This window comes from Nannocystis punicea (genome assembly GCF_026965555.1).
GTDB classification, from domain to species: Bacteria; Myxococcota_A; Polyangia; order Nannocystales; family Nannocystaceae; genus Nannocystis; species Nannocystis punicea.
Window position 1 is genome coordinate 12,850,045 of sequence record NZ_CP114040.1, and the last position, 15,352, is coordinate 12,865,396.

Below are 15,352 nucleotides of genomic sequence, written 5' to 3' on the forward strand. Positions count from 1 at the left end.
ATGATTCGCAATCGAAGGCGCCGCGCTGGCGGCGGCTCCTGGTGTGGTAGCGTGAGGCATGCTGCGAGCGTTCAGCGCTGCATTTGTAGCTGCAGTGATCGGCTGCGGTTCGCCCGGGATGTCCGCAGAGACGGAGAGCTCGAGCGGCAGCAGTGAGGCGAGCACGAGCACGACGACGACGGGTGACACGACCGCGGCGCCGACGACGTCGACGAGCGGCACGACCGAGGCGGACAGCGAGACGGGCGAGCCGGCGGGTAATCTGTTCCTGTCGGACAATTTTTTGAACATCGCTCACCGCGGAGGGGCGGCGCTGCGGCCGGAGGAGACGTTGCCGGCGTTCGAGCACGCGCTGGCGGTCGGGGCCGACGTGCTCGAGTTCGACGTGCACGCGAGCAGCGACGGGGTCATCGTGGCGATGCACGACGGCACGGTCGACCGCACGACCGACGGCACGGGGGCGATCAAGGCGATGACGCTGGACGAGCTGCGAGCGCTCGACGCGGGCTATCGCTTCACGCCCGACGGCGGGCAGACGTTCCCGTACCGCGCGACGGGGATTGCGATCCCTACGCTGGAGGAGATCTTCAAAAAATTCCCCGATTCGTACTACTTGATCGAGATCAAGCAGACGGACCCGCCGATCGTCGACGGGTTGCTGGCGGCGCTGGAGGAGCACGGGGCGCTCGAGCGGGTGGTGATCGCGTCGGGCGACCTCGAGACGATCGAGGCGGTGCGCGCGGCGTCGCCGACGGTGTTCACGTCGCTGAGCACGCCGGAGATGCTCGACCTCTATTTGAAAGTCGGCAGCCCGGACTACGTGGCGCCGGCGCTGTTCGTGCATTCGCCGTGGGATCTGTCGAGCGCCGAGCTGGTGACGTTCGCGCACGAGCGGGGGATGAAGGTGCACCCGTGGACGGTCAACGAGGAGAGTCGAATGGTCGACCTCATCGGCCGCGGGGTGGACGGGATCATGACCGACGATCCGGCCCTGCTGGCGACGGTGGCGCCGTGAGGGGTGAGTCGTGCTGATCCGGCGTGAAATTTTAAAAAAGGTCGCCGAGGGTAGCGTGACGCTGCAGTTCCGCCGCTGGCAGCGGCCCACGGTGAAGCCGGGCGGGACGCTGCGGACATCCCTCGGGGTGCTGGCGATCGGCGCGGTCGAGCCGATAGCGCTGACACAAATCAACGCGGCCGAGGCCCGACGCGCGGGGAGCCCGTCGCTGGCGGCGCTGCGGGCCGAGCTCGCCGGGCACGCGGGGACGGTGTACCGCATCGAGGTGTCGCTGGCCGGCGCCGACCCCCGGGTGGCCCTGCGCGAGGCGCTGCCCGACGCGGCGCAGGTGGCCGAGCTGCAGGCGAAGCTCGAGCGGCTGCCGTGGGCCGTCGAGCTGCTGCGCACGATCGCCGCCCAGGCGGGGGTGCGCGCGCCCGACCTCGCCGCCGCGGCCGGGCTGCCGACGCCGAACTTCAAGGCCCGGGTCCGCCGCCTCAAAGAGCTCGGCCTCACCGAAAGTTTAATTATTGGGTACCGCCTGTCGCCGCGCGGGCAGACGCTGCTGGCGGCGCTGTCCCACCGGTAGCCTCTTGCGAGAAGGTTCGCATGGACATGTCCTGATGAGCATGTATTTCAGGACATGTCTTTTGAGAAGCGGCCGGTCGGCCCGTGGGATCACAGGCAGTCGGTGCACAGCTTCACGAGGCCGCGCAGCTCCTCCGAGGGGGTCTGGCCGGGGGTCCACGGCTCCCCGGGAGCGGCGAACGCGACCTTGGTGCAAGCCCCGCTCGCGGCGAAGAAGTTGAAGCCGGCGCCCGAGGGGGCGGCCGCGCTCGGATAATTGAACTCGGCGGTGATCGAGTACTCGTCGTCGTCGACGAGCTGGCAATTGGGCCCGCAGTCGGTCATCTTCGGCTTGCAGTCGTGCGGCTTCATGAGCTCGATGTTCTGCAGGGCGGCGTTCAGCCACACGTCGCCGGGGACGTCGAGGATGATGTTGGCGGCCCACGGCTGCGCGGCGCGGACGAGCAACTGACCGAAGAGCGACTGGTCGCACGGGCAATCCGCGGACCACGCCTCGCTGCCGTCGAACGGAAAATCATCGCAGGCCTGAACGTCCTCCGGCGGGCACTCGGGGGCCGGCGAGAGATCGCGGCACATGCGAATGTTCGCCCGCCCGGCCTCGAGGAAGATCTCGCCGCTGCTGCACAGGTCGACCACCGTGACGTCGCCGCGACGCGGCCAGGACTCCTCGGTGATGTTGTCCTCGGTGGTGACGAGCAGCCGGCCGCGGTACCCGGTCGGCAAGTGGACGCGGAAATCCATGCCCATGCGCGCCGGCTGCGACTTGCCGTCGTAATACGCGTAGATCGAGCAGCCGTCCTTCCAGGCGCCCTGCGTGCAATCGGTCGCCGGGTCCGGGTGGGGGACCGGGTTGCCGGGGGCGGCGTAGGCCCACAGGGACAGGCGATCGAGCTCCTGGGCGTCGATGGCGTCGCCGAACACGTACTTGCGGAGCTCGACGGTGATCGTCTCTGCTTCGTGATCGAAGAGGACCTCGACGACGCCGCGGTTGGCGAAGTTCTCCTCGTACTCCCTGCGGCCAACGGTGAGCGTGTGGATATCGGCGAGCGGGAACGGCACGGCGTCGACGACGACCTCCCAGGGGCCCTCGCGCGGGCCGACCTCGTCGCCGGGGATGACGCCGGTGGTCGTCGTCGGTTCGCTCGTGTCGGTGGTCGACGGGTCGGTCGTGCCGGTGGGGAGCTCGTTCGTGGTGGTGGTTAACGGGCCGGTCGTCGACGAGGAGCCGGGGTCGCCGGAGATCGTGCTGTCGGTCCCGCCCTCGCCGGGACGACCGGGACAGGCGGCGAGCACGAGGCCGCCGATGACGATACGGACAATATCACTGCGAATCATGCATCCACGAGTATCATGATTCGCAGGCGACGGGCCAGCAGAAAGCAGCGATCAGAGACATCCGACGCACAGCTTCACCTTGCCGCGCAGCTCCTCCTTGGGCGGCTGGTCGGGGGTCCAGGGCTCGCCCGGCTCGGCGTACGGGATCTCGGTGCAGCCGCTGCTGAGGGCGTAGACGTTGAAGCCGGCGCCGTGCGGGGCGGCGTCGCTCGGATAGTTGAACTCGGCGGTCGGCGCGAACGGGTCGGTGGCGTCGAGGACGCACCGCGGCGCCTCGCAGCCGGACAGCTCCGGCAGGCACTGCGGCTGCTTCATGGCGGCGGCGTTCTCCAGGGTGGCGTTCAGCCACACGTCGCCGGGCACGTCGACGGTGATGTCGGCGGCCCACGGCTCGGGGGCGCGGACCACGAGCTGGCCGAAGTTGTCGACGCCGCACGGGCAGCTGGGGGACCAGGCCTCGAGGCCGCTGCCGTCGGGGAACTTCTCGCAGGCCTCGACGTCGGCGGGCGCACATTTCGGGGCAGGCGAGAGGTCGCGGCACATGCGGACCTTGGCGCGCCCGGACTCGAGGCCGATCTCGCCGCTGCTGCACAGGTCGAGGACGGTGACGTCGCTGCGCCGCGGCCAGATGTCCTCGGAGGTGTTGTCCTCGGTGGCGACGAACAGCTCGCCGCGGTAGCCCCGGGGCAGGTGGACGCGGAGGTCCATGCCGGTGCGGATCGGCTGCGTCTGGCCGTCGTAATAGGCGTAGATCGCACAATTGTCCTTCCACGTGTCCTTGGTGCAATCGGTCGACGGATCGGGCCGCGGGACGGGGTTGCCGGTGGCGGCGTATGCCCACAGCGACAGGCGCTCGAAGGCTTCGGTCTCGGCGGCGTCGCCGAACACGTACTTGCGGGTCTCGATGGTGATGGTCTCCTCGTCGTGATCGAAGAGGACCTCGACCTGGCCGCGGTTGGCGAAGTTGCCGTCGTACTCCTCGCGGCCGACGGTGAGCTTGCGAATGGTGGCGACCGGAAACTGGACGGCGTCGACGACGACCTCCCACGGGCCCTCGCGCGGGCCGATCTCGTCGGCCGGCAAGGGGGTGCCGGTGGTCGGGCCCTCGCCCCCGGTCCCGGTGGCCGTGTCGGGCCCGCCGGTCGTGCCGGGCCCGCCCCCGGTCCCGCCGCCGCCGGGCTGACAACCTCCGAGGACGAGGCCGCCGAACAGGACCACGAGGACACCGGGCGAATGGATGGAGCGCATGATCCTCGGTTAGCACGGGGTTCCCCGAAACGGGCCAGCGCACCGAGCGCGGACCGATCGCAAATCGTGCGAGTTCGAGCGGACACGAGCTGCAAAGCTCGCGTGTTATGGTCCAGCGATGCGACGCACCGCGCTCACTCTGGTGATGACGACCCTCGGCTGCAGCCCGCACACGTCGCCGCCCGAGCCGAAGGTCGCGGTCGCTGCGACGCCCGCGGAGGCGCCGCCCGAGTCGCCGGAGCCGCCGGCGCCGCGTGAGCCGCTGCCGCCGAAACAGCCGCCGGCGAGCACGACGTGGACGACGTTGACGGTCGTGCCCGGCTGCGAGCTGCAGATCGCCGACACGCCGGCGAGCCTGGGCCCGCCGCTGGCGTGGACGCAGTGCAAGGACGGGCCGGACGGATGCCTCGAGGCGTCGACCCAGACGGCGGGGGCCCTGGCGCCCGACGTCGACGTCGTCGGGCTGTCGCACGGCGGGCAGGTGACGATCGCGGCGTTGCTGTCGCTGTCGGGGCCTCGCTCGCGCTACGTGCTGGCGCCACGCGACGGCCTGCCGTTCTTCGCGGTCGAGGGGGCGCGGGAGGTTGGATGTTCTTTGGGACATGTCGGTATTTCGGACGACGGCGCGGTGATCGAGGTGCTGTTCGATCACGACGACGGCTACGCCTCGCGGGCGTACCTGCGCGGGCCGCTGGCCGAGGACGCGAGCTGGCGCGAGGTGGCGGCGGTGCTGCCGCGGCGGCAGTTCCCGCAGTTCATCGGCGAGTCGGTGCTGTCGGTCGGCGGGCGCGTGATGGTCGAGCAGAACGGCGGGCCGCTGCGCTGGTATGACCCGAAGGACAGGCGATGGGTGGAGGTGCCGGGTTCGCACGACGGCTGGGAGTGCTGCGCGAGCGGCCACGGCGACGCGGTGGTGTTCTCGTACGCGGCCATCCCCGAGCGGCCGATGGCGGCGCGGCTCGGCGAGCGGGCGCACCCGCTGCGGCGCGGGCCGGTCGCCGGCATGAGCCCGGTGATGATCGACGGAGCGCGCGCGGCGTGGCTCGAGGGCTCCGGGCGCGACAACAACAATATCTATAAGAAGATCGACCTGTGGACCGCGGACGTGGTCGAGGGGCCGGCGCTGGCGAACGCGCGGCACGTGCTGGCCTTGCCGCTGAAGACGATGCCGATGGCGCACGTCGGCGGCGGGGTGGTCGCGATTCGCATGCCGGAGCGCGCGGACGGGCTGAGGATCGTGCGGCTCGATCCGCTCGAGCAGCGGGTCTTGAGGGCGCCGGCCGGTCTGACGATCGAGCGGCTGCTGTGGATCACGAGCGACGAGGTGGCGGTGCGGATCGGCCCCGGAGAGATGAGCGCGAAGGCCAGCGTGATGCGGCGGATCCCGCTCGCGGCGCTGCCGCCGTGGACGGAGAAGTGAGGGGTTGCACGGGCGCGGGAAACGGCCTAGCGTCGGCCGACGATCATGGATCTGCCGCGCTTCGAAGCCCTGATGGTCGATCTGACCGCGAAGGTCGCAGGACGCCCGCTCGACGCCGATCTGGCCGAGTGGCTCAACCGCGAGGTCCCGGCCGACGGGCCCCAGTTCGCCGCGATCGCGCAGGCCTGCCGCGAGGCGGTGGCGGCCGGCTGGATGTGCAGCCGCGAGCACGCGGGCATCAAGTACGGGCGGGTGATCAAGGCCGGGCCGGCGACGCACGGCTTCTCGGTCGACGTGGTCGACATGAACGAGATCGCCGGCGGGCACCACGTGCACCCGAACGGCGAGATCGACATGGTGATGCCGCTCGAGGGCGAGGCGAAGTTCGACGGCCACGGCGCGGGGTGGTGCGTGTATCCGCCGGGCAGCGCGCACACGCCGACGGTCGCGGGCGGGCGGGCGTTCGTGCTCTACCTGCTGCCGCAGGGCGCGATCCAGTTCACCCCGGCGGCCTGACGCGGCGATGACGACGCCGAAGCTGTCGTACGTGCACGGCACCAGCGCGACGCCGCTGCTGGGCGAGACGATCGGCGAGAACCTGCGGCGCACGGTGCTGCGGGTGCCCGACGCCGACGCGCTGGTGGTCCGCTCGCAGGGCTTCCGGGCCACGTACTCGCAGCTGTGGGCGTGGACGGGCCAGGCCGCGCGCGGGCTGATGGCGCTCGGGGTGCAGCGCGGCGACCGGGTCGGGATCTGGTCGCCCAACCGGGCCGAGTGGGTGATCGCGCAGTACGCTGCGGCGCGGATCGGGGCGATCCTCGTCAACATCAACCCGGCGTATCGCGTCGACGAGCTGCAGTACGCGCTGCGTCAGTCGGGCGTGTCGGTGCTGTTGCTGGCGCGGCAGCACCGCGGCTCGGACTACGCGGCGATGGTCGCCGAGGTGATGCCCGGCTGCCCGGCGCTGCGCCTGACGATCGTGTTCGAGGACGGGTGGGACGCCATGCTCGCCGGCGGGTCGGCGATCTCGGAGGACGAGCTGGCGGCGCGCGAGGCGACGCTGCAGTTCGACGACCCGGTCAACATTCAATACACCAGCGGCACCACCGGCGCGCCCAAGGGGGCGACGCTGTCGCACCACAACATCCTCAACAACGGGTTTTACATCGGCGAGACGCTGCGCTACGGCGAGCGCGACCGGGTCTGCATCCCGGTGCCGTTCTACCACTGCTTCGGCATGGTGATCGGCAACCTGGCGTGCACGAGCCACGGGTCGTGCATGGTGATCCCCGGCGAGGTGTTCGACCCGGTGAGCGCGCTGCAGGCGGTGCAAGACGAGGGCTGCACCTCGCTCTACGGCGTGCCGACGATGTTCATCGCCGAGCTCGAGCACCCGCGGTTCGCCGAGTTCGACCTGAGCACGCTGCGCACCGGGGTGATGGCCGGCTCGCCGTGCCCGATCGAGACGATGAAGCAGGTGCAGTCGCGCATGCACATGCGCGAGGTGACGATCTGCTACGGCATGACCGAGACGTCGCCGGTGTCGACGCAGAGCGCGTGCGACGATCCGTTCGAGCAGCGGGTGACGACGGTCGGGCGGGTGCACCCGCACCTCGAGGTGAAGATCGTCGACCCCGAGACGGGGGCGATCGTGCCGCGGGGGGTCCGCGGCGAGCTGTGCACGCGCGGCTACAGCGTGATGCTCGGCTACTGGAACGACGACGCGGCCACGCGCGCGGCGATCGACGCGGGCCGCTGGATGCACACGGGCGACCTGGCGGTGATCGACGACGCCGGCTACGTGAGCATCGTCGGGCGGATCAAGGACCTCATCATCCGCGGCGGCGAGAACGTCTACCCGCGCGAGGTCGAGGAGCTGCTGCACACGCACCCGCACGTCAGCGAGGCGCAGGTGATCGGGGTGCCGAGCCAGCGCTACGGCGAGGAGGTGATGGCGTGGGTCAAGCTGCGGGCCGGGGCCAGCGTCACCGCCGACGAGCTGCGGCAGTACTGCCTGGCCCGGCTGGCGCGCTTCAAGGCGCCCGTGTACTGGAAATTCGTCGACGGCTTCCCGATGACCGTGACCGGGAAGATCCAGAAGTATCGCATGCGCGAGATCGCGGTCGCCGAGCTCGAGCAGGCCGCGCGCAGCGAGTGACGCGGGCATCCGCGCGCCTGCGACCGGCGGTCGCGTGCGCGGGGCCGCGAACTCCGGTACCGTGGGGCGTGCGCGTCGCAGTCGTCGCCGCAGCGCTCGTCGCTGCCTGCAGCGGGTCCCCCAGCGGGCCCGCGAGCACGACCATGGACACGACGGCTGCGAGTTCGAGTGGCGCCGCGATCGACTGCGCAGTCGAGCCCGATGCGCTGTTTATTAAAAGAATCGAGCCGCTGCTGGCGACGGACCGGCCGAAGACGTGCAACACCTGTCACCTGTCGGGCGTCGACATGGAGATGTTCGTGCAGGACACGCCGTGCCAGACGATGGCGTGCCTCGAGTCGAAGGGGCTGGTCGACCTGAAGGAGCCCGAGGCGAGCGTGGTGCTCGGGTGGATCTCCCGCGCAGACCCGCAGAGTCCGCTGATCGATCAGTCGGTGATCGACGAGGAGTACCAGGCGTTCCTGGCGTGGATCGAGGCGACCGCGGAGTGCGGCCTGTGCTGGTCGGGGGATACGCCGTGCGGCGAGCCGAGCGGCGAGAAGTGCGACGAGGACGAGGCGGCGCCGGAGTGGGTCGACCCCGGCGACTGCTCGCCGCTGACCCGTGAGTCGCTGTTCCGCCACAAGGTGTACGTGTGGCGCGACCGCTGCTTCCCGTGCCACTTCGACAGCACCGACTTCGACGCGCCGAAGTGGATCGCCACCGGCTCGTGCGAGCTCGGCTCGCTGATGACGATGCGCAACGTGCTGGAGCGCGGGCTGGTGGACTACGACGAGCCGGAGCAGAGCCTGCTGCTGCTGAAGCCGCTGGCCGAGAGCGCCGGCGGGGTGATGCACGGCGGGCACGACAAGTTCGCCGACAAGAGCGACGAGGCGTACGTCGACTTCCTGGCGTGGATCTCCCGCGAGGTCGAGTGCTCGCCGTAGGGCCTGTCTCTCGGGACAGCCAGTGCGTGCGGCGAGGACGCTGTAGAAGACGCTGTGCGGATGCGCAGGTCTCCTACATTTTGTGTTGACGCCCTCCGGGCACCCCCATATATTGCGGTTGGCGCTGGTACCCTCTGCGTTTGCGAAGACGCTGCGGGTTTAATAGGGAACCCGGTGAGAATCCGGGGCTGCCCCGCAGCGGTAAGCGAGAACGAACCCCACGGAGCACTGGCCGCGCGGCCGGGAAGTGTGGGTAGTAGGGACTCGGCGGCGACGTCGAGGAGCTCGTGAGCCCGAAGACCTGCCTGCGCCCGGCGACGGGAGACATCCGCCGCCGGAACGACCTGGAAGCCTCGCGGGAGGCGCGGTGCAAGCGAAGCGGAGACCCCGCGACTCGCCTCTGCCCCTGTCCCGCGCCGACTTCCGGTCGCCCGCGGGGGCGAGAGGTCGGTGCAGGGCGTTCGCTCGCGCTGACCCTCTGCCCCGGCTCTTCCTCGCGGTTCACGTGAACCGAGGAGGGCGAGATGGACAGGGACAGCACGACGAGCGGGGCCTCGCTGGAGGGCGAGCCGACCCGATCTGGCTTTCAGACCAGCATGCGGGTGAAGAAGCGCAGCGGGGCGCTCGAGCCGGTCGACATCCACAAGATCGTGCAGGCGGTCGACCGCTGCTGCGCGGGCCTCGACGCGGTCGACGCGGTGCGGGTGGCGACGCGGACGATCAGCGGCCTGTACGACGGCGCGACCACGCAGGAGCTCGACCTGCTGTCGATCCAGACCGCAGCGGGGCTGATCGCCGAGGAGCCGCAGTACTCGCGGCTGGCGGCGCGGCTGCTGTCGAGCACCATCGAGGCGGAGGTCGGGCTCGCCGGGGTCCGCACGTTCTCGGAGTCGATCGCGCTCGGTCGCCGGCTGAACCTGATCCACGAGCGGCTGCAGGCGTTCGTCAGCGCGGCGGCGGCCGAGCTCGACGCGATGGTGGAGCCGGCGCGCGACCGCGAGTTCGAGTACTTCGGCCTGCGCACGGTCTACGACCGCTACCTGCTGCGCCACCCGCAGACGCGGCAGGTGATCGAGACGCCGCAGCAGTTCTTCATGCGGATCGCCTGCGCGCTGGCCGAGTCGGTGGCGGAGGCGCGCGAGCTGTACGCGCTGCTGTCGGCGCTGGAGTACCTGCCGAGCTCGCCGACGCTGTTCAACGCCGGGACACGACATGAACAATTGGCCAGCTGCTTCCTGCTCGACTCGCCGCGCGACCAGCTGTCGCACATCTACCAGCGCTACCACGACGTGGCGATGCTGTCGAAGTTCTCCGGCGGCATCGGCCTGGCCTACCACCGGGTGCGCTCGCGCGGCTCGCTGATCACCGTGACCAATGGGATCTCCTGCGGCATCGTGCCGTGGCTGAAGACGCTCGACGCGTCGGTGGCGGCGGTCAACCAGGGCGGCAAGCGCAAGGGCGCCTGCTGCGTGTACCTCGAGTCGTGGCACGCCGACATCGAGGCGTTCCTCGAGCTGCGCGACAACACCGGCGACGAGGCCAGCCGCACGCACAACCTCAACCTCGCCAACTGGGTGCCCGACCTGTTCATGCGCCGGGTCGAGGCCGACGCGGCGTGGAGCCTGTTCGACCCCAAGACCGTGAAGGACCTGCCCGACCTGTACGGCGAGGCGTTCGAGGCCCGCTACCTCGAGTACGAGAGGACCGGCCTGGCCGTAAGGACAGTCTCGGCGCGCGACCTGTACGCGCGGATGATGCGGACGCTGGCGCAGACCGGCAACGGCTGGATGACCTTCAAAGATCGCTGCAACATCACCTGCAACCAGACGGGGGCGCCGGGGCGGGTGGTGCACCTGTCGAACCTGTGCACGGAGATCGTCGAGGTCACCGCCGGCGACGAGGTGGCGGTGTGCAACCTCGGGTCGATCAACCTGGCGCGGCACGTTCGTACATGTCCGGATGGACAGGTCGAGTTCGACTTCGATCAATTGGCGCGGACGGTCGGGCTGGCGGTGCGGCAGCTCGACCGGGTGATCGACCTCAACTACTACTCGCTGCCGGGGGCGCGCGACTCGAACACCCAGTGGCGGCCGGTCGGGCTCGGGCTGATGGGCCTGCAGGACGTGTTCTTCCAGCTCGGCCTGGCCTTCGACTGCGCGGCCGCGCGGGCGCTGTCGCGGCAGATCTCCGAGGAGGTGTACTTCCACGCGCTGGCGGCCTCGTGCGCCCTGGCGCGCGAGCGCGGGCCGCACCCGACCTTCGGCGAGACCCGGGTGGCGCGCGGCGAGCTGCAGTTCGACGCCTGGCACGTGGCTCCGGGCGAACCTGAACGTTGGGACAGGCTGCGCACGGACATCCGGGCGCACGGCCTGCGCAACTCGCTGCTGGTGGCGATTGCGCCGACGGCGACGATCGCGGCGATCGCCGGCTGCTACGAGTGCATCGAGCCGCAGGTGTCGAACCTGTTCAAGCGCGAGACGCTGTCGGGCGACTTCCTGCAGGTCAACCGCTACCTGGTGGCGACGCTGAAGCAGCTGGGGCTGTGGACCGAGGCGACGCGCAACCACCTCAAGCTGGCCGAGGGCTCGGTGCAGCAGCTGGAGGGGCTGCCGGAGGCGCTGAAGCTGGTGTACCGCACCGCGTGGGAGCTGCCGATGCGCTCGCTCATCGACATGGCGGCGGAGCGCGGGGCGTTCATCGATCAGAGTCAGTCGCTGAACCTGTTCATCGAGAGCCCGAGCATCGGCCAGCTGTCGAGCATGTACTTCTACGCGTGGAAGCGCGGGCTCAAGACGACCTACTACCTGCGCTCGCGCCCGGCGACGCGGATCGCCAAGGCCACGGTCGACGCGGCGGCGAGCGCGGAGCCGCCGGCCCCGCGCGCGGCGGTCGCGTGCTCGCTCGAGAACCCCGAGTCCTGCGAGGCCTGCCAATGAGTCACGTCCACCGCCCCACCCGCCTGCTCGAGCCCGGCCTGTGCCTGTCGCTGCGGCCGATGCACTACCCGGTGTTCTTCGAGATGTACCGCGCGGCGATCAAGAACACCTGGACCGTCGAGGAGGTCGACTTCTCGACCGACGTCGCCGACCTTCGCGGCCGCATGTCCGAGGCCGAGCGCCACCTCGTGCAGCGGCTGGTCGCGTTCTTCGCCACCGGCGACGCGATCGTCGCCAACAACGTGGTGCTGAGCCTGTACCGCCACATCAACGCCCCCGAGGCGCGGATGTACCTGTCGCGGCAGCTGTACGAGGAGGCGCTGCACGTGCAGTTCTACCTGACGCTGCTCGACACCTACGTGCCGGACCCCGACGAGCGCCACCGGGCCTTCGCGGCGATCGAGACGATCCCTTCGATCCGCCGCAAGGCCGAGTTCTGCATGCGCTGGCTCGACTCGGTCCAGGGCACGGAGCGGCTGGGCGACCGCGAGCAGCGGCGCAGGTTCGTGCTCAACCTGATCTGCTTCGCCGCGTGCGTCGAGGGGCTGTTCTTCTTCGGCGCGTTCGCCTACGTGTACTTCCTGCGCTCGCGCGGGCTGCTGCACGGGCTGGCGGCCGGGACCAACTGGGTGTTCCGCGACGAGAGCGCGCACATGAAGTTCGCCTTCGAGGTGGTGAGCACGATCCGCCGGGAGGAGCCGGGGCTGTTCGACGCGTCGCTCGAGGCGGAGGTGCAGGCGATGATCGCCGAGGCGATCGACTGCGAGACTCAATTCGCCGAGGACCTGGTCGGCGGCGGCGTGGCCGGGCTGTCGGTGCGCGACATCCGACAGTACCTCGAGTACTGCGCCGACCAGCGGCTGGTGACCCTGGGCATGTCCCGCCGCTACGGCGTGAGCAACCCGCTGTCGTTCATGGAATTGCAGGACGTGCAGGAGGTGGCAAACTTCTTCGAGCGCCGGGTGTCGGCGTACCAGGTCGGGGTGACCGGACAGGTGGTGCTCGATGCAGCGTTCTGAGGCAGACAACGAGCGGATCGAGGCGGGCCGGGTGCGCGAGGCCCGGCTCGTCGAGATGGTGTTCCCGGAGCAGACGAACCACTACGGGACTCTGTTCGGCGGGCAAGCGCTGGCGCTGATGGACAAGGCGGCGTTCGTGGCGGCCTCGCGTTACGCGCGGCGCACGGTGGTGACTGCCAGCAGCGAGCGCGTCGACTTTCATGTGCCGATCCGCCAGGGGCAGCTGGTGGAGCTTATCGCTCGTGTGGTGGCGACGGGGCGGACGTCGATCACGGTCGAGGTCGAGGTGTTCGCCGAGGATCTGTTGACCGGCGATCGGCAGCTCGGGACTCGTGGGCGCTTCGTGCTGGTCGCCCTCGATGCGCACGGGAATCCGACTTCGGTGCCTGGGCTCTCGAGTCAGGGGTGAGCGGGGCTTGCTTGCGCGGGGATCGTGAGGCTGTGGTTCGCGAATTGCCGACTGCGCCTCGCGGGGGGTCCGGGGAAGAGTCGCCCGTGAGTTCAGCGCCCGGATGGGCGCTCGTGCCTCGCACCCATCCCGTCTCGAATTCACGGTCGACCCTTCCCCGGACCCCCTGGCACGGCCGCAGCCGTGAGAGGCCGACCCGCCGTCGCGGGCTTCGATGACGGATGTCCTTCGGGGCAGGTCGTCGGAGTCTGTTCGACGGCCAGGGCTGGCCGCCGAACAGACGCTTTCTCGCGTCCTTTCCGGCGGGTCCTCCTCGCGCGGCGAGCTTCGTGTCGGCGAGGGCGGGCTTCGTCGAACGGGTCGAGGCGATCTGCTCGCCGAACGCCGGGTCCGAGGATCTCGTCACCGGCGATCGCCGGCTCGGGACGCGCAGGCGCTTCGTGCCGACACGTACGGCAAATCCGACTTCGGTGCGGGCGCTCGCTGCGACTCAGGAATGACTTGCGGCCAGGGTTCCGCCGGCCGCTCACGGCGACCGAGGCGCTACCCGGGGAGCCCCTCAGCGCGGTTCCTGCCGGGTCGTTGCTTGATCGTTGCAGCGACCTGCTAGACTACGCGGGTAGATCGAGCTGGGGGATGAAATGATCAAACAGGCGTGTTTGCTCGGGTTGATGCTTGCGGCGTGCGGGTCGGAGGGGTCCGGCGCGAGCGCGACGACGGGGTCGACGGGGGAACCGGGCACGGGGACGGACGCATCGACCGGTTCGACGACGGATGGACAGGGCGACTCGGCGAGTCCGACGGAGAGCACGTCGACCGGAGAAGGCGCGGGGACGGAGAGCACGGGCGGCTCGTCGAGCGGGAGCACCGCGAGCACGTCGACGGAGAGCACCGGCCTCGAGTCGACGGGGAGCACGTCGGACGCGAGCACCGGCGCGACGACGGGCGGCGACGATCTGCCCGTGCTGTGCGGCGACGAGACGCTGTGCGACGAGGACGCGTGCTCGGGGCTGATGCTCAGCGACCAGAAGTACGCGGCTGCGCTGCGCGTGGCCCTCGACGAGTGCGGGGACATCATCCTGGCGGGGCGGCATCGGGGCCCCGAGCCGAAGCTGGGCTTGCCCGAGGCGAACGGGCTGAACGATGCATACGTGGTGCGGATGGATCGCGCGGGAAAATTGAAGTGGTCGCGCTCTTTCGGCGCGGTCGACGAAAGCAACGCGGCGACGGAGGCGACGCTGTCGACGCTGCGACTCGGCCCGGACGGGAGCGTGTTCGTCGCGGGGACGACCTATCATGATTTCGTGATCGACGGGGTCGCATGCGAGGTCGACCAGCCGACGCTCTTCATGCTCCAGCTCTCCGCCGACGGGGTCGCGCAGTGGTGCAAGACGCTCGAAACGCCCAACCAGGTGGTCGCTGCGTACGAGATGGTGCTCGTCGACGAGTCGGCGGTCGTCGTCGGTGCGTGCGGGGACGATCTCGGTCACCACGAGATGCTAGTCGCCAGGGTGCCGGCCGACGGCGACGGCGAGATCGTCCATGCGTGCACCGGCAACGGTGACGAGGCGGCGCTGTTCGGGGCGACGGTCGACGCGGGGCGAGTGGTCGTGTCCGGCGATTTCCTTGGTTCCTTGAGCCTCGGGCAGACGCAGATGGTCGCGGCCGATCGGGACCTGTTCATCGCTCGCTTCGATCCGGTCGAGTGGGAGGCGAACGCGCCGCCGCCCTGGGACTTCGCCGAGCAGCTCGGAGGCCCCGGGCTGGACCGCGCGCGGGGGACCGCGCGCGGGCACGACGGGACGATCGCGCTCGTCGGCGCGGCGACGGGGTGGGCCGAGTGCGAGAACGCGGACGGGCTGCCGAAGGGCGGCTACGACGCGCTCTTCGTGACCTTCGAGCCCGACGGCGACGGCTACGCGCGGACTCGGACGCTCTGCTACGGCTCCGCGGCGGACAGCGTCGGCGAATACCCGGTACCGCTGCCCGGCTCGGGGTTCGCGTGGCAGGGGAGGGATCAAGGAGGCGCCCTGTTCGCTCCGCCGCACCAGATCGGACCGAAGGCGGGCCAGAGGTTCTTCGTGGCGACGTGGCTCGAGGACGTGGGGGTGACTGCGACGTACGCGCCGCCGGGGAACGATTCGGTCTATCCCAAGGCCCTCGCGGTCGATCCGCTCGGAGCCGTGGCGTCCGGCGGGACGAGCGAATACCACATGTTCCTGTTACGACTCCGGCCCGATCTGACCGGCGGGCCGTAAGGCAAGCAAGGACATCTCCGACGCGCGGGATGACCCTCAGGATATGTCTTTAAAGACATAT

At 70.0% G+C, this 15,352-nt stretch carries 13 protein-coding genes and 1 riboswitch; of the genes, 10 read left to right on the forward strand and 3 right to left on the reverse strand.

Annotated elements, in window-relative coordinates; all coding sequences use genetic code 11:
- Positions 1-118 precede the first annotated feature (118 nt).
- Together O0S08_RS49545 and O0S08_RS49550 are read left to right on the forward strand one after the other, a co-directional pair.
- Positions 119-1,015: a glycerophosphodiester phosphodiesterase family protein gene (locus O0S08_RS49545; RefSeq protein ID WP_269036568.1), complete on the forward strand. Its 897-nt coding sequence runs from the start codon at positions 119-121 to the stop codon at positions 1,013-1,015.
- Between the two features lie 10 nt (positions 1,016-1,025).
- Positions 1,026-1,583 carry an ASCH domain-containing protein gene (locus O0S08_RS49550; protein WP_269036569.1) on the forward strand — a complete coding sequence of 186 codons (558 nt, stop codon included), beginning with the start codon at positions 1,026-1,028 and terminating at the stop codon, positions 1,581-1,583.
- Positions 1,584-1,672: 89 nt separating this feature from the next.
- Here O0S08_RS49550 and O0S08_RS49555 read toward each other — a convergent pair whose 3' ends face one another.
- Positions 1,673-2,917 (reverse strand): hypothetical protein, encoded by a 1,245-nt coding sequence (locus O0S08_RS49555; RefSeq protein WP_269036570.1) that lies wholly within the window; start codon positions 2,915-2,917, stop codon positions 1,673-1,675.
- Between the two features lie 51 nt (positions 2,918-2,968).
- On the reverse strand, positions 2,969-4,165 hold the full coding sequence (locus tag O0S08_RS49560) for a hypothetical protein (RefSeq protein WP_269036571.1): 1,197 nt from the start codon (positions 4,163-4,165) through the stop codon (positions 2,969-2,971).
- A gap of 118 nt (positions 4,166-4,283) precedes the next feature.
- Here O0S08_RS49560 and O0S08_RS49565 point away from each other — a divergent pair, with 118 nt between their 5' ends.
- The 7 genes from O0S08_RS49565 to O0S08_RS49595 all read left to right on the forward strand — a co-directional run bounded on the left by O0S08_RS49565 (position 4,284) and on the right by O0S08_RS49595 (position 13,033).
- Positions 4,284-5,585 (forward strand): hypothetical protein, encoded by a 1,302-nt coding sequence (locus O0S08_RS49565; RefSeq protein WP_269036572.1) that lies wholly within the window; start codon positions 4,284-4,286, stop codon positions 5,583-5,585.
- A 45-nt stretch (positions 5,586-5,630) separates the two neighbouring features.
- On the forward strand, positions 5,631-6,101 hold the full coding sequence (locus O0S08_RS49570; protein ID WP_269036573.1) for a 4-hydroxylaminobenzoate lyase: 471 nt from the start codon (positions 5,631-5,633) through the stop codon (positions 6,099-6,101).
- A gap of 7 nt (positions 6,102-6,108) precedes the next feature.
- Positions 6,109-7,743 carry an AMP-binding protein gene (locus O0S08_RS49575; protein WP_269036574.1) on the forward strand — a complete coding sequence of 545 codons (1,635 nt, stop codon included), beginning with the start codon at positions 6,109-6,111 and terminating at the stop codon, positions 7,741-7,743.
- Between the two features lie 143 nt (positions 7,744-7,886).
- Positions 7,887-8,669 (forward strand): hypothetical protein, encoded by a 783-nt coding sequence (locus O0S08_RS49580; RefSeq protein WP_269036575.1) that lies wholly within the window; start codon positions 7,887-7,889, stop codon positions 8,667-8,669.
- Positions 8,670-8,777: 108 nt separating this feature from the next.
- A riboswitch (cobalamin riboswitch) is annotated at positions 8,778-8,992 on the forward strand.
- 201 nt (positions 8,993-9,193) lie between these two features.
- A complete protein-coding gene (locus O0S08_RS49585) occupies positions 9,194-11,605 on the forward strand; it encodes a ribonucleoside-diphosphate reductase subunit alpha (RefSeq protein WP_276082580.1) in 2,412 nt (803 codons plus the stop codon).
- Positions 11,602-12,624 (forward strand): ribonucleotide-diphosphate reductase subunit beta, encoded by a 1,023-nt coding sequence (locus tag O0S08_RS49590; protein ID WP_269036576.1) that lies wholly within the window; start codon positions 11,602-11,604, stop codon positions 12,622-12,624. Before O0S08_RS49585 ends, O0S08_RS49590 begins: the two co-directional genes overlap by 4 nt.
- Positions 12,611-13,033: an acyl-CoA thioesterase gene (locus O0S08_RS49595; protein WP_269036577.1), complete on the forward strand. Its 423-nt coding sequence runs from the start codon at positions 12,611-12,613 to the stop codon at positions 13,031-13,033. The genes O0S08_RS49590 and O0S08_RS49595 overlap by 14 nt, the downstream gene beginning before the upstream one ends.
- A gap of 559 nt (positions 13,034-13,592) precedes the next feature.
- On the opposite strand, the gene O0S08_RS49600 is transcribed toward O0S08_RS49595, so the two are convergent.
- Complete coding sequence (locus O0S08_RS49600; RefSeq protein WP_269036578.1) at positions 13,593-13,925, reverse strand: hypothetical protein; 333 nt, start codon at positions 13,923-13,925, stop codon at positions 13,593-13,595.
- 70 nt (positions 13,926-13,995) lie between these two features.
- Between O0S08_RS49600 and O0S08_RS49605 the strand changes: the two genes are divergently transcribed.
- Positions 13,996-15,291, forward strand: coding sequence for a hypothetical protein (locus O0S08_RS49605; protein WP_269036579.1), 1,296 nt, complete (start codon positions 13,996-13,998; stop codon positions 15,289-15,291).
- The last annotated feature ends 61 nt before the right edge of the window (positions 15,292-15,352 follow it).